Raw genomic sequence first — 16,391 nt, forward strand, 5'->3', positions numbered from 1 at the left:
CGGCTTTGACACCACAACTGTGTAGAGTAGTTACGAAAAATAATGCCTGCCAAGTCAACTTTGGTTTTACAACAACCCCTACTTATTTGGCGTGGAGCACTTCTATTTTTCGCGTCATTTTGTCTATTTTTTGCTGATACTTCTTAATCTTACGAAAACGATGCGCAGCCAACACGCCTTTAATACGGCGATTTTCTAGGCGGCGGCGTGGTGGAAAACTGCCCACTTGTGGCTCATTGTAGCCATGTAAGCGGTCATCACGTTTGCGTCCCAAATAACCCAGCGCGCTATCAGCGATCATAATAAGCAATGCCACAAAAATCATGCTGTACATCAGCATGGATCCACCATCATGTAAGTTACGATCCAAAATCGCAATCGAAAATACGAACAAAAATATCGGCTCAAGGTAGCACAACGTTCCAAACAACGAGACAGGTAGCTTTTGGCTGGCGACCATCGTCAGTGACATCGCAGCGGTACTGATAATGCCTAATAACGGCAGCAGATACCAAAGCTTGTGGTTAGTTATCGCTACTTCAAAGCCACCATTCATATACAGCGCAACCAATACGACTGGCAATAACAACACAAGATCTGAGATAAGACCAGTGATGGGTGGTACGGCTAGATAGCGACGCAGTAGGTAATACGGCGGGTAACCCAAGCAGACAAACAACGTCGCCCAAGAGATAGCACCATATTCAAAGATATCATAAGCGATACCAAAACCCGCACATACAATGGCAGCCCACTGAAGTAAGCTCATATCCTCATTATAAAAAAATCGACCAACGACGATCATAATCATTGGATATAAAAAGTAACCCAACGTCACTTCAAGCCCCAAACCATTCACTGGCGCCCACATAAATATCCAGATTTGTGCGCCCAAAATGGGGGTGGGCAATATAAATAAAAACCACTCTTTGGCGTTTTTTAATGTTTTTAGATAGTCAAAAATATGCTGCCATTGTTTTAATATACTTACCAATAGCACCAAACTAAAAAACATCGTTAGCACACGCCACGAAGCGACCTGCGTACCTGATAACGGTTGCAGCAGCAAGCTGAATAAGAACAGCAGAGAGTATAAGAAATTTGCAGCCACAGCAGTGATCGTACCCTGCGAGGTTTGGTTAGTAGTCAGCATCACAGCAGCCTTTAGAGATTGGGGCACATCCTTGGCAATTTTAAAAAAAACAAAAGCCTCAGACGAGAACGTCTGAGGCTTTTGCATATAAGGTCGTCGCGCAATCCAAGATCAACGCTTTTGATATGTCGTGCTTATATCATGGGCTGCATTATGTCAAAGTCAGAATAGATAAGCAATACTGCCATTCATTTAGTATATCAACTTCTTCGTTGAGTAAGTTTAATGACTCTAAGTGCTTATTTTAAATCAAGTTGCTCAATTTTTTGCTGTATCTTATTCATCTTTTTTTGGTAACGACGTATCTTGCGAAAACGATGCGCTTTTAGTACGCCATCGATACGCTGATTGATAAAATGGCGTCGCGGTGGGAAACCGCCCACTTGTGGCTCTCTATAACCATAAAGATGATCGTTACGACGACGAACAAGATAGCCTGTGGCACTATCAACCATCATGACCAGTAGCGCAAGCGTAATCATGCCATACATAAAGAGCGAGCCGCCTTCATCAAGGTTTTGACTCAGAACCGTAATGGATAACACAAACAACAGCATCGGTTCTATATAGCTTAACGCGCCAAACAATGACACGGGCAGCTTACTACTCGCAATCATCGTCAGTGACATCGCAAGCGCGCTAAAGGCACCAAGCAGCGGCAACAGATACCAAAACTTCATCTCTTGTGCCGCAACGTCAAAACCACCAGTCACATAAAGTATGATGAGCACTACTGGCATTAGCAGAGTCAAATCAAACAACAGCCCCGTCACTGGTGGCACAGCAAGTGTACGACGCAACAGATAATAAGGTGGATATCCCAAGCACACAAACAGCGTCACCCAAGATACCGAACCATACTGAAAAATATCGTAACCGATGCCTAATGCTGCGAATAGTGCGGCTGCCCACTGTAGGACGCTCATATGCTCATGGTAAAAAAACCGACCAAGCACAATCATCACAAGCGGCAATAAAAAATAACCCAGCGTAACGTCCAGACCAAACCCATTAACGGGCGCCCACATAAACAACCAAATCTGTCCACCCAAAATCGGTGCGGGCAATATAAATATCAACCACTCCTTTACTGTCTTTAGCGTTTTTATATAATCAAAGACATGCTGCCACTGCTTGGTCAAACTGAGCAATATTACCAAACTTAATAGCATCATAAGGACACGCCATGATGCTACCTGTGTCCCCGTTAAGGGCAACATAAACAGCCCAAATACAAACATCATCGAAAATAAAAAACTCGATGATACCGATGCGACAGTTCCCTGAAAAGTTTGATTGGTCGTAAGCATAACAACAGCCTTAAAAATAGAACCTTATTTACATTATTGAGAAAAATGAGAATCAAAAAATAAAAACCTCCGACGATAACGTCAGAGGCTTTTTTTAGAACAATCGTATAAGACTAGGGCGTGTCATCATTTAGATTGTGAGGCTTAAAATGAGGAAAATTGCAGCCAAACAAGAAAGAAATTGCCGTAAATATGAACATATTGACAAGATTTCTGACGATGTTTGGCAAAATTTAACCATTTTAAGACCACTAAATGTATCAATGTGCTAATTAATGACATGCCCTATATCACAAAGCTAACTACTGAGATATTTATTCGCCGTCTAACTCATCATTGTTTGCAATATCGATAGCATCATCAACTTCAGTTGTGGCGGTGTTGCCAGTTGCCGCATCGATGTCTATTTGCTCTTGGCCTTCTACATGCAACGTGCCATCTTCTCTCATAGCATCAACTAGCTCGTCATCGCTTTCTTCGTGTTCAACACGTGCCATGGCAACCAGTTTTTCATCTTTTGACAGACGAATCAGCGTGACACCTTGCGTATTACGACCAGAGCTAGCGACATGCTCAACTGGCGTACGCACCAACGTCCCTTTATCAGAAATTAGAATAATATCATCGGTAGAGTCAACCTTGGTGGCTCGTACTAACGCACCATTACGCTCACTGGTCTTAATCGCGATTACACCGCCACCACCACGATTTTGGGTATTGAACTCATCGATAAAGGTACGTTTACCAAAGCCTTTTTCACAAGCAATTAGGATTTCGCGGACATCATCTTCGATAACGACTAACGACTTAATGAATTCATCAGCAGCCAGACGCATACCACGGACACCTTTCGCAGTACGACCCATCGCGCGAGCATCATTTTCATCAAAACGAATGGCTTTGCCACTGGAAGCAAACAACATCACTTCTTGGCTACCATTGGTGATACGAGCACTGACTAATTTATCGCCCTCTTCTAATCCAACGGCAATCAAGCCGTTTGATCGAATATTGGCAAACTGCTTAAGCTCTACCCGTTTCACTGTACCATTAGCAGTTGCAAAGAATACAAAAGGTGGCTCTGCTTGATTGCTATCTTCTAATAACTCATCATCACCATCTATTAAGGTATCTGTTAATGATGTGTCACCTTTTACCGGTAGCTCTTCTACTATCTTTGGAATAGGCAAGATAGTTGTCACGGTTTCATCAGGATTTAACCCAATTAAATTCACCAATGGACGACCACGGGCACCGCGACTGGCAATCGGTACTTCAAAGCCGCGTAGGCTAAAGACACGTCCACTATCAGTGAAGCACAATACTGTAGAATGCGTTGAGGTCACTACTAGATGATCAATCACATCGTCTTCTTTCATCGCAGTCGCAGATTTGCCTTTACCACCACGTTTTTGCGCAACATAATCATCAATTGGCTGGGTTTTTGCATAACCAGTACGAGAAACGGTCATGACTACGGTTTGCTCTGGGATAAGATCTTCACGGTTAAAGTCCATACGTGAATCAATAATATCAGTGCGGCGCTCATCACCGAAGTTCTCACGAATCTCAATCATCTCATTAGAGATAATGGTCATTAGCTTGTCAAAATCGCCAAGGATAGACTCTAAATGGGCGATTTCACGCAGTAAATCTTGGTATTCTTCGGTCAGTTTGTCTTGCTCAAGACCTGTTAGACGATGCAGTTGCATATCTAAAATAGCATTGACCTGTTCAAGCGATAAGCGATAATGCTCATTACCCTCAATCAGACCAAACGGTGCTTTTGGATCTTCGCCTTCGATGAAGTCAGGACGTACTGATTGACTGCCAGCAGCGGTTAGCATCGCCACGACACTGCCTGAACCCCATGTGTTGTTTAGTAAGCTTTCACGTGCCAAGCCGCGGTTTGCAGACGCTTTAATTGCAGCGATAATTTCATCAATATTCGCCAGTGCAACGGTCAAGCCTTCGAGCAGATGACCACGAACGCGAGCTTTATTTAGCTCATAAATGGTACGGCGCGTCACCACTTCTTGACGATGACGTACAAAAGCAGCGATTAATTGACGTAAGGTCAATAACTTTGGCTGACCATTATCGAGCGCCACCATATTGATACTAAAGCTAGATTCAAGCGGTGTTTGGAGGAATAAATTATTGACGATGACTTCGGCAGTTTCGCCGCGACGCAAATCAATGGCGATACGCATGCCGTCTTTATCAGACTCATCACGAATCTCAGTAATACCTTCGATTTTTTTGTCACGTACCAGCTCAGCGATACGCTCAATGAGCTTCGCTTTATTGGTCTGATAAGGTACTTCGGTAAATACAATGCGCTCACGATCGCGGTTGACGCCCGTATCGCTCATCGCTTCAATGATATAGCGACCACGTATGTGCAAGCGGCCTTTACCCGTGCGATAAGCATCCAAAATACCTGCACGACCGTAGATGATACCGCCCGTGGGAAAGTCAGGACCGGAGATATGAGTCATCAGCTCTTCAGCTGATATTTGCGGATTTTCGGCATATGCCAAGCACGCATTAATGACTTCGGTCAGGTTATGCGGTGCCATATTAGTCGCCATGCCGACTGCAATACCAGTCGCACCATTGACCAACAAGTTAGGCACACGCGCAGGCAACACGCTTGGCATGCGCTCAGAGCCATCGTAGTTGTCTTCCCAGTCGACAGTGTCTTTGTCGAGATCAGCCAGCATCTGATGGGTCAGCTTAGTCATACGTACTTCGGTATAACGCATAGCCGCCGGTGGATCATCGTCAATCGAGCCAAAGTTACCTTGACCGTCAACCATCGGGTAACGCAAACTAAAGTCCTGCGCCATCCGTACAATCGCATCATAGACCGCACTATCGCCATGCGGGTGATATTTACCGATGACATCACCGACCACACGCGCCGACTTCTTATAGGCTTTATTGTAGTCATTAGACAGCACGTGCATCGCATACATCACACGGCGATGCACTGGTTTGAACCCATCACGCACATCAGGCAGCGCGCGCGAGACGATCACGCTCATCGCATAATCCAAATAGGATTGCTTTAATTCATCCACGATGGCAATAGGACTGATCGAGTCGCTCATATACACTCCTTCACTCACATAATTTCTCTAAGGGTTGCACGCCTTAAAAGGTTTAAGCTGATACAAAAATATAGCTGCACAAATGCGCAACTATGATTGTTATATAAACGCTAAAAAACACCTCAAAACGTGCAAAACCATAGGAAAATGGCGATACGGTTTTTGTTAAAAGTAATGTTGAATAAAAGAAGCTATTTTAGCACAAATTTGTTGATTTAGGGGGTTCTGACTGTCATTAAAATCAAGCAAAACAGCTCATTAGCGCAGGTTTTTAGATCCAGCAATATCCACCGAAATATCTTTAATGACATACTCGCTTAGACTGGCTAATTTTGCCATTTTTACAGACGAATTTACCATCTTTTGAACAATGAGAAATACCGCCCATCTTACCGGAGCAAGGCGTATTTTTTGATTGTGCTTGACTCATAGGCAACAGTACAAAGGGGAGCGCTAGCAAAGATAACATTATTGATTTCATTGTTTTATCTTCCTAAAAAATAATGGGTTTATACATAAAAAAACTGCACCCACTGGGATGCAGTTTTTTGACATCATTCATCTGTAAATAACTTATTGCCGCTTGGTCATATTAAGTTCGATTGGCACTGGCACTGGCACTGGCACTGGCACTGAAGTCTTGATTAAAGAATTCACGAGTGGCGTCAGTACAAGCACTAGCGACTAAACCACCATGATAGCTAGATAAGAGGCCAGCTCCAGCAGCGTCGACATTATTATTAAATCGCGACTGAATATTATCAATAGTATTGGTCATTAGCCAAGGGTTTGCTAATGCTGATTGACCTAAAGGCAGCAACGTTGGAATGCCACGACCCGCTTCATTTTCGTTATCGACATCGAGAACAGTGACATTTAGGTTAGCTTGTTGCAGCTGAGCAGTCATTGCACCTGTATTTAAATCATAATATACCGTTGGATCACGATGACCACCACATAACAATGTTGGCATCTTTGGTACATATCCTCGTAAATCGTTGTCTTTTAGGGCTTTACGAAGCTCGTTCTGTGGAGAAGCGGCTGGTATTCCAGCTGGTGTTGCTGCTGTCAAACCATCAGGATTTGCAAGCACATCTGTCACATAAGCGGCACGAAAGTCCGTCTTAATGAGATAGTTATCAGGAGAAAATCCTAAAAATGCAAAAGGTAGTGTACTAAAAGGTAGCTGATCAAGTACTGCATTGCCAGTAGATTTTGACTGGAACAGCGCAAATCCAGGCAGTTTATTATCCTCGACTAATTGCTCAAAACTTGAGTCACTTGGAAGGATAGTATTGGCATACTGGTCAGTGAAAATCTCATTAACATTATCATAAATACTTGGATACTTTTTCTGTAATCCTGTGGTTAATAATGGTGCAAATCGCGTTGCACCAAGGTTAACGTTCCCCGTAAAGATAGCATCACCAAAGGCGGCTAGAGCATAAGGGCCTGATAAAGGTGCAATGGCTGTCACTGGTTTATTCTGTGCTTCTAGCGCTCTAGCAGTAGCCATAGCAACATGACCGCCTTGTGAATACCCTGAAATATATAGCTCGCCTGAATCATCGATATTGGCGTAATTGGTATTTTTCTCTCGTTTTTGTGCATCGATAACGATACGCGAGCTATTCAACGCATCAATCATATCAGTAGATTGCTGCTCAGCAACTAAGTACGGATGATAATCAAGCTCTGAATCATCATAGCCAGCATAGTTAGGGGCTACGACGATATAGCCTTGCGCGGCAAAGTTTGCTGCTATCAAGGTGGCTTCACCCGAGCCTGAATTTTGAGGATTGCCAACTTGGCTAAAGTCATAGCTTTTATCGGTAGTCGTACCATGAGCATATAATAATACTGGACGATCACCCGAACAGTCTGCACCCTCACCACTAGGCAGCATTAAAGCAGCAGTTGCATTGGTAACCTCGCCTGCTGATCCTACCGTTTGATAGGTGACTTTCTCTACTTTAATATCACACTTAGCATCAGGCGTACCAGCATTTTCCAATCCAGGAATACCATCTATTTGAGCAGTACTGAAAGCACTAATTGTCTCAACGCTAGTAGGAAAAATGATGGATGCTGTGTCATTATCATCGTCGTCATCTCCACAACCGGTGAGTAGTAAAGCACTGGCAACGGCTACTGACAATAAGCAGCGTGACATCGTTGGTGTTTTGGTAATGATAGACATGGATTGATAAGTAGGGGCAGATAAAGGGGCAGATAATTTGTCGCTGGTATCCGTGGTGGATTTGATCATGGTTGCTGTCCTTAGCAATGGTAAATCAGACGTTTGCTGAAATTTTTTGGCAGTAAATGCCGTTTAGTTTGGCAGCTTTTTTCCATCAATGATTTGTATTAAGCACTTTTTAGCAAAATTTGCTCAATAGTTATTGTTTCTTAAACCTTACTATTTATACCGTAAAATTTTATGAAAAGCTACTGGAAAACATGCGCTGAGTGGCGTCTTTTACCTTATACGAAAAATTTTGTTGCCGTTAAAGCAGTTCTAGCTTAGCTTTAGTCTTTGTTGTACGATGTTCCAAATTTAACCCTCATATAGATATCACCCTATGCAAACCAGCAGTCAAAGCACGAAAGAAACCAACAGCCAATCGACAGATCTCACAAAAGAAACAGCGATGCAAGACGAGACGCGCACTGATCGTAGTTTTGACACGATTGCCGATTATTTTGAAAAAAAGGTCTACGGTGGTCTTAAAGGCGACATTCGACTGGCAGTATTGCGCCGTGATATCTTTGCCTATACAGCGCAGATGAGTAAAGAGCTTGGGCGACCTTTACGAGTTTTAGATGTGGGTGCAGGACTTGCACAGATTGCGATTGAGCTTGCGGCTCAAGGGCATAGCGTGGTCATCAATGACATCTCTGCCAATATGTTAGAGAAAGCAAAAGCGAGCGCCGCAGAAATCGATAGGAATCTAGATATACACTGGTATGTGTGCCCTTATCAAGAGATAGAGGATAAATTGGCAATCGATGAGTTGCAGAATAAAGACAGTATGGCTAAAAATACTGAGAAAACAGCTAAGTTTGATTTGATAATGTCGCATGCCCTACTCGAATGGCTCGCAGAACCAGCAGCGATTATGGATTTTTGTGATCGGCAGCTGGCTGAGCATGGCGCGCTGTCATTGTGCTTTTATAATCCAGCGAGCTTTGACTATCGTAATCTAATTATGGGTAATTTTAATCTGCTCGATAACACGGATTATAAGGCTGACACTAAAAAAAGCCTGACGCCTAATTATCCGGTCGCCAAAGAAGAAGTCGAGTCTTGGCTCATCACACATCATTACCAAACCATTCTAACCAGTGGCTTGCGCGTGTTTCATGATTATGCACCGCTCAAGCGCGGTGGTCATAATGATCCTGATGCAGTCATACGTATGGAGCTGCGCTACTCACAACGAGAGCCGTATAAATGGCTGGGTCGCTATCTGCATATAATGGCAACTCGTTAAGTTGAGTACGCTTAGTGATGACGAGCACCTAAATCATGATTTGCTAAAGCGACTATCTGGCTTCCGCCACGCGCTCGGACCGATCGTACTCTGACCAAGTCGTCGCATTGATGTCTTTTTCATCAAAAACAACAACGTGCTCAAGTATCGGCAAAATCCCAATTTGCGAGCCAATCTCATGATTATGATGACTGGCGACCAAGGACAAAACCGTCTGCCCATCATCGAGTTGCAAGCGATACAGATAATTGGCACCGCGAAAGACGCGCCCAATCACCAAAGCGGTCTGCGTACTATCATCATCATGGATTATATCGTCAGGGCGCACGAGCACCTTAATCGGTGTACCATTGGGATAATCGTACTCACAATATTGCGGCTGCCCTGACTCATCATAAACTTCCATGCGACGGTAAATATCACCTAACGCGGTCTCGACGTGACCTTCTTTGATGATGCCATCTATCATCGCCCCTTCACCAACAAACTCAGCGACAAACGGACTGATTGGCTCATGATATAGCTCGCTTGGTGTCGCCCATTGTACCAATCGACCTTTATCCATCACGCCTACTTTATCTGCCAGCGCAAAAGCCTCATTTTGATCATGAGTCACCAAAATAGCGGTGGTATTGGTACGTTTGAGAATATCACGGACATTCATCGCCAATGATTCGCGCAGTACCACATCCAAATTAGAAAACGGCTCATCGAGTAGCAAAAGCTTGGGATTGGGCGCTAACGCTCGTGCCAAAGCAACGCGTTGTTGCTGTCCACCTGAGAGCTCATTGGGCCGTTTGTCAGCATGCTCAGTCAATTCAACGAGGCTTAGCATCTCAGCCACGCGAGCTTTTTTGTCGGCTGCTGACCATTTATTGAGACCAAAAGCGATGTTTTTTGCCACGCTTAAATGCCCGAATAACGCATAATCTTGAAACACCATGCCCATACCACGCTTGGCTGGCGCGACGGCAAACGAGGTCGTCGGCGTCTGTTCTGTCAAGCGTTGGTTATTTAAGCCAATCGTGCCGCGACGACTTTGCTCCAATCCCGCAATGGCTCGCAATGCCGTGGTCTTGCCGCAACCGCTATAACCTAAAAAGCAGCCAATCTCGCCTTGCTGTAAGCTTAGCGATAGTCCATTAACGATGATGGTATCGTCATAACCGACGATTAAATCTTGCACGCTAAAGTAAGGATTGGTGGTGATATTTGTCTCAGTATGTGCGGTAAAGTTAGCATCGTGCTTAGCGATATTATTATCCTGCATTTGGTAAACTTCATCTCTTGATACTAATGATTTTTTTACATTATCAGCGTGCACTTTCACTTTAGCCGTCGCCGGCTGAGGATTGGCTGGGGCTGTTGAGTCTTTAATCAAGTCAGTATACATAGATGGTACCAGTAAGCGATTAATGAATAAAACCAATAAATAAAACGGTAAAAATTATGGTACTAATGAAGGCTTAAGCGCGAGCAACTCTGTCTTTAGCTTCTTAAACAATAAACGGCAATGTCTTAAATAATAAACTGTTTTCAGCTTATCCTTGCTTATCACTTTGGCGCAGCAGTACCCAAACAGGAATAAGACCGACCAACACAATCAGCAAACTTGGCAATGCTGCTCTGCCCCACATGCCTTCGCTGGTCATCTCAAACACCCGCACTGCTAGCGTATCCCAGCCTTGCCGACGTGTCATCAAAGTGATCGGCATCTCTTTCATCACTTCGACAAAACCCATCAATAAGGCCGTTAGCACCCCAGGGCTGAGTACAGGCAACATCACTTGCCGCCAACGCTGATAAGGGCTGTCACTCAGTAATTTAGCAGCCGCTTCCTGATTGACAGTCAGTCGCTGTAACTGCCGATCGACTGGCTGAAAGCTTACGGTCATAAAGCGCGTCGATAAGGCAAGGAGCATCACGATAACACTACCCGACAGCACTTGCTCTGAGGTCACACCAAACGCAATCAGCTGATTGTCTATCCAAGCAATTGGGATAAATATGCCCACAGCCAGTACTGTACCCGGTACGACATAGCCTAGATTGGCTAGAGTGGTCATAAGCTTGGTTGATTTATCAGGATATTGGCGTTTAATCCACGCAATGATGATGGCTAAAAAAGCAATGAAAATGGTGGTCATGCTCGCAATCATGAGACTGTTGGTAACAAAATCAATATAACGGGCGTCAAAATCTTGGCGGAAGTTTAACGCGGTCCAGTAGATGAGCTGCAAGAACGGTATTAGGAAAGCCAGCAAAAACACCAGTGTACATAGGAATGTCATGGCCAGCTTAGCAGACGCACTGGCTTCAAAACGCTGATTGCTGCCTTGGGTAACTATATTACCGCGCTTGGCTTGCCAGTACTGCTCAAACAATACGACGATAAATACCACACCGATTAACAAAGCGGCTAATTGCGCGGCAGTCGTTAGACTAAAAAATCCAAACCAAGCCTTGTAAATAGCCGTCGTAAAAGTGTCGACATTGAAGACCGAAACCGCACCAAAATCCGCAAGCGTTTCCATACTGGCGAGTAACAATCCGCCAATTATCCACGGCAATGCTTGCGGTAATGCCAAGCGGAAAAACACGCGACTGCGGCTTAAACCAAGCATTTGACCCGCTTCAATCGCCCGCCTGCCTTGTGACAAAAAGGCCTGACGCGCTAGCAAATAAACGTAGGGATAAAATGCCAATGACAATACCAAGCCTGCGCCCCAGACATTGCGTACTGACGGAATAGCTGTATCGATGCCTAACTCTCGTAAACCTGTCTGTAGCGGCCCACTAAAATCAACTATACCGACGGTAACAAATGCCAGCACATAAGCCGGTATCGCCAGCGGTAGCATCAGCGCCCACGAAAAAAAGCGCTGTCCGGGAAAGCGATACATGCTGGTGATCCAAGCAAGTGCGGTGCCGATACTGCCAGAGATAACCGTCACCATCACCAATAAAATCGCGGTATTTTTGAGGACTTGCGGCAGCACATACTCGCGCATATGCGTCCAGATGTCTGCCACTGGCTGCGTCCATGACAGCAGGACGATGAGAATTGGTACCAGCATAAACAACGAAATCAGTCCTAAGACTGATTTTGAGAGGATACGTTTGCGAACAGCATGGTCTTGACTAACAGCCAAACTACTATGGTCACTGCCATTGTTATTGTCGTTGGCTGTCTTGTCTTGACGAACAGACGCATTTGGCGTTGTTATCATATAATTATTACCATGTCATACGCATAGAGATCCCGATCTAATTCGCCTATCGCACACCCAAAAACACCATTTTCTCTGTCAAACTTGCTCAGCTTACTGTTCTGCTTACTGTTCCGCTTACTAAGAGTCATGCTGACATTTATCTGATGGCTACTGTCATTTTTTGGGCGTGGTTGGCTTGTGATACTCTATTTATAACCTGCTTTGTCCATCATTTGAATCGCTTGGGTTTGACGCTCGCCAAACTTTTGCACGTTGATATCATCTTTTTTGAATTCGCCCCACGATCTGAGCATATCTGACTCATCAACGCCTTCTTTGACTGGATATTCTTTATCAGAGCTGGCATAGAGCCCTTGCGCTTTATCCGAAGACAACCATTCCATTAATTTGAGGGCGCCATCAGGATTGTCTGATCCTGTCACCACACCTGCCCCAGAAATATTTACGTGGGTACCAGTAGTGCCTTGGTTTGCCCAAAAGACTTTGACAGGAAAATCAGGCTGCTCATCGAGCAAGCGACCATAGTAGTAGCTGTTAGACAAGCCTACTTCACACTGACCGGCAGCGATAGCCTTTAACATGCTAGTGTCATCACTGAAGACGTCAGTGGCTAAATTATCTACCCAACCACGAATGACGGCTTCGGTTTTTTCTTCGCCTAAGTTTTCAATCATACTGGCAACCAATGACTGGTTGTATACAGAGTTTGAGGTGCGCAAACAAAGCTTGCCTTTCCATTTTGGATCCGCCAAATCTGCATAAGTAGATAATTGGTCGGCGCTGACTTTACTTGGGTCATACATGATAGTACGGGCACGTAATGACAGACCTGTCCACTGACCTTTTGGATCACGATACTTTGCAGGGACATTGGCTTCTAATACCGCCGATGCCACTGGTTGGAGCAATCCTTGTTCTGTGGCTTGCCACAAATTACCCGCATCCACAGTCAATAGCATATCCGCTGGCGTATTTTGACCTTCCGCTTGCAAGCGTGCCATCAATGGACCACTTTTATCAGTGACCAGTTCAATTTTGACACCTGTTTCTTCTGTATAGCGGTCTAGCAAAGGCTTGATCAGCTGCTCGTTACGTGATGAGTAGATCGTAATCGTTTGTCCTTCAGCACTCGTCGCGCCATCGTTAGTCACTTCTTGCTCGCTACTAGCTGGCGCCGCTTCAGCATCAACGCTTTCTTCTGGCGTAGAGGAATTACTACAACCCGCAAGCCCTAGCATCATGCCAAATACGGCAACAGGTAAAGTGAGCTTGGTAGAAGGTAAGTTTGCGCTGAAAGCTTTCAATGACATGGTTTTCCCCATAATGGTGCTACGGATAAGTGAGAGAGATAAAAAACATTACTCATTAAGAGTAATAAGAGCATATTAGTTGAAAACAACATACTAATAGAAATGAGATTAATTATCAATACATTTATTTAACTGGATAAACTGGTGCTTGTTTGGCTAAATCATTGCTTTTAAAATACAATTTCAAAAGCAATGATTTAGCCAAATAGTGTTCGCTCAACACTTTTTTATAACAGCCACTGCCCCAAAATCACATTGACTGCCGCTTCAGTACGCAATATGCGTGGACCTATGTGTACTGCCTGACAGCCTTGACTGCCAAGCAGCTCAATCTCATAATCGATCCAGCCCCCTTCTGCGCCGATACAAACGAGACTGGGCAAGGAGGTGCTATTAGCTGAGTTAGTTTCTACGAGCGATGGCGCAGTTTGCTCTTGCTTTGCTAGCACTTGCTGCTGCACATATTGCGAAAATGACAGATCGCTGTAAGGATGCGCGACAATAGCACGGTTGGTGATTAGGCTTGCCAGCTCATCCTCGACAAAGGGTTTAAAACGCTTTTGCAAAGTAATGCGCGGGGCAACAGTATCCACTCCTTGTTGTAAGCCTTCTAGTACGAACTCATCGAGGCGACTCAACATCGGACTTTGCCAATAGCTCTTTTGCGTGCGATAGCTATTGATAAGGATAATGTCGCGCACACCAAGCGCCGTCATATCCATTATCAAGCGGCGCAGCACTTTTGGACGTGGTAATGCCAAGATGACCGTCAGATTTAACTTAGCAGGTGGCACAACTGACAATTGAACATTACCTAGCTGAATACGGTGAGCAGCAATCTCCTCAATCATCGCCGTACCAAGATTGCCACCGAGTTGCCCAATTTTAAGCGTATCTCCCACTGCTGCGGTCAACACGTCATTGATATGGTTAATTTGCGATAGATTATTAATTATCGCAGAATCTTGCGAAAAGTTTTCGGCAGGCAGTAATAGACAATTCATAGAGTCTCTTGGTTTGAGTGTTGCTCAATCACCTTTTCGATCATGGCAAATTGACGCGTTAATACTGCTTGCTGCTGTACGGTCATCTGCTCGCCAGCTTGCCCTGCCTGTTTGGCTAATAGCGGATGGCTAAGCCAGGACTGTAGCTGATCATAAATGAGCGCCGTATCGTTAGCAGCCAATGAGGACTTATTGCGCGAGGATTTTTGCTTACCCTTCATATCTAGACTACTGATATCTGAGCTACTGATAGCTGAATGGTCGATATTTTCATTATTGGTAGCAACATCCTCTATATTAATTTGACGATAAAACGCATTGTTTGGCTGATATAACGCGCCTACACTCGCCAGCTTATCGACCACACTTTGACACGATTGGGTTTGGCGTCCCATTAGTACCGGTGTTGCCACACTCGCTGGCTCAACTGGATTGTGTCCGCCCACATCGACCAACGAACCGCCCACCAACGCCACATCCGCTAATGCATACCATGTCATTAGCTCGCCCATGCTATCTGCTAAATACACTTGCGTGTCCGTATTGATTACTTCTTCGTTACTGCGCCGTGCCATTATCAACGTGCTGTTTTGGATAAGCGTCGCCACTTCATCAAAGCGTTCAGGATGTCTGGGCACGATAATCAACAGCGTGTCTGCCAGCGCTGGGTTGGACAATAGCTGCTCTTGTAATGACAGAGCGATACTTTCTTCACCACTATGGGTGCTGGCCGCGACCCAAATAGGACGATCCGCTATTCCCAACTCGACGGCAATACCGCTCTTTTGCTTTTGTATAGTGGCACGCTCATGTTCTTTCTTAGCAGCGTTGCTATCAGTCGCTTGTACATCATCAGTTTTGCTATCAATCGTTTCATTATTGAGCACTGGGCTATTAATGACCCACTTGAGTGAGCCCGCCACCCGAATTTGCGCACTATGAGCGCCCAGCTGACGAAAGCGTTTGGCAGAATCGTTGTCTTGCGCAATAATTAACGTCAGGTTTTTCATCATACTGGCGCTGACAGCAGCGATTTTTTGGTAGCTTGTAAATGAACTGGCTGATAGACGACCATTGACTAAGATGCTCGGAATACGATGCTCGGACAGCTTGGTTAAAATATTTGCCCACAGCTCGGTCTCTACAAACAAGGTCGCGACTGGCTGCACGTGCGCTAAAAACGTTTCAATAACAGCGGGGCTATCTACAGGTACATAGCTATGGCTAAGTCGACCCTGAGCAATGTCAGCAGCGAAACGGCTGGCACCGCGAGCGAAACCCGTCTGCGTGGTATTGGTCAGCCAAATCTGATAACCATGCGCCAATAGCATGTCTAGCAACGGCGCTACTGTATTGGTCTCACCTAAAGACACCGCGTGGCACCAGATAACGTTATTATTCATCTCAGCTTTATGGTTTATTTCAGCTTTGATATCAGCTGTTGGCGCTGCAGGATAGTGCTTGCCAAAACGCTGTGCCACTTCTTGCTGATAGTTATCGCGCTCGTGTGAGCGTCGCCAAACCTGTAGGCGATATAGCGGCTTTAGTAAGCCAATGATACATTGATAATAAAAGGGTGGCTGATACACCGCTCGGCTGGACAACGCGGTAGTAGAGGATTTGGATGGCGTAGGAGAAGATGGCATAGAACAGCCCAGATTAGTAATGGATCAGATAATACCATTCTCAAAAAAACTGATGGTAAAAAACGCGACAATTCTACCTGAATTTGCTGCTTAATAATAAGCTTTTACGCAGTATGAGCTAACAA

10 protein-coding genes are annotated in these 16,391 nt (G+C 44.8%); 1 reads left to right on the forward strand and 9 read right to left on the reverse strand.

Going from position 1 to position 16,391, the window contains the following annotated elements; translation table 11 throughout:
• Nucleotides 1-82: 82 nt before the first annotated feature.
• From rarD (JMY08_RS04255) to JMY08_RS04270, 4 genes are all read right to left on the reverse strand, one after another.
• Nucleotides 83-1,153: an EamA family transporter RarD gene (rarD, locus tag JMY08_RS04255; protein ID WP_201591147.1), complete on the reverse strand. Its 1,071-nt coding sequence runs from the start codon at nt 1,151-1,153 to the stop codon at nt 83-85.
• A gap of 239 nt (nt 1,154-1,392) precedes the next feature.
• Complete coding sequence (gene rarD / locus JMY08_RS04260) at nt 1,393-2,463, reverse strand: EamA family transporter RarD (RefSeq protein WP_201591150.1); 1,071 nt, start codon at nt 2,461-2,463, stop codon at nt 1,393-1,395.
• A 314-nt stretch (nt 2,464-2,777) separates the two neighbouring features.
• A complete protein-coding gene (gene gyrA, locus JMY08_RS04265) occupies nt 2,778-5,579 on the reverse strand; it encodes a DNA gyrase subunit A (RefSeq protein WP_201591153.1) in 2,802 nt (933 codons plus the stop codon).
• A gap of 592 nt (nt 5,580-6,171) precedes the next feature.
• A complete protein-coding gene (locus tag JMY08_RS04270) occupies nt 6,172-7,848 on the reverse strand; it encodes an alpha/beta hydrolase family protein (RefSeq protein ID WP_201591156.1) in 1,677 nt (558 codons plus the stop codon).
• Between the two features lie 382 nt (nt 7,849-8,230).
• On the opposite strand from JMY08_RS04270, the gene JMY08_RS04275 reads away from it, so the two are divergent.
• Complete coding sequence (locus tag JMY08_RS04275) at nt 8,231-9,073, forward strand: methyltransferase domain-containing protein (protein ID WP_413786678.1); 843 nt, start codon at nt 8,231-8,233, stop codon at nt 9,071-9,073.
• A gap of 52 nt (nt 9,074-9,125) precedes the next feature.
• On the opposite strand, the gene JMY08_RS04280 is transcribed toward JMY08_RS04275, so the two are convergent.
• The 5 genes from JMY08_RS04280 to JMY08_RS04300 all read right to left on the reverse strand — a co-directional run bounded on the left by JMY08_RS04280 (nt 9,126) and on the right by JMY08_RS04300 (nt 16,266).
• Complete coding sequence (locus tag JMY08_RS04280; protein ID WP_201591162.1) at nt 9,126-10,466, reverse strand: ABC transporter ATP-binding protein; 1,341 nt, start codon at nt 10,464-10,466, stop codon at nt 9,126-9,128.
• A gap of 148 nt (nt 10,467-10,614) precedes the next feature.
• On the reverse strand, nt 10,615-12,303 hold the full coding sequence (locus tag JMY08_RS04285; protein ID WP_201591165.1) for an ABC transporter permease: 1,689 nt from the start codon (nt 12,301-12,303) through the stop codon (nt 10,615-10,617).
• A gap of 188 nt (nt 12,304-12,491) precedes the next feature.
• On the reverse strand, nt 12,492-13,616 hold the full coding sequence (locus JMY08_RS04290) for an extracellular solute-binding protein (protein WP_201591168.1): 1,125 nt from the start codon (nt 13,614-13,616) through the stop codon (nt 12,492-12,494).
• A 227-nt stretch (nt 13,617-13,843) separates the two neighbouring features.
• Nucleotides 13,844-14,620: a 16S rRNA (uracil(1498)-N(3))-methyltransferase gene (locus tag JMY08_RS04295; protein WP_201591171.1), complete on the reverse strand. Its 777-nt coding sequence runs from the start codon at nt 14,618-14,620 to the stop codon at nt 13,844-13,846.
• Complete coding sequence (locus tag JMY08_RS04300) at nt 14,617-16,266, reverse strand: 3-deoxy-D-manno-octulosonic acid transferase (protein WP_201591174.1); 1,650 nt, start codon at nt 16,264-16,266, stop codon at nt 14,617-14,619. The genes JMY08_RS04295 and JMY08_RS04300 overlap by 4 nt, the downstream gene beginning before the upstream one ends.
• Nucleotides 16,267-16,391 lie beyond the last annotated feature (125 nt).

The organism is Psychrobacter sp. Pi2-51 (assembly GCF_904846665.1).
GTDB lineage: Bacteria > Pseudomonadota > Gammaproteobacteria > Pseudomonadales > Moraxellaceae > Psychrobacter > Psychrobacter glaciei.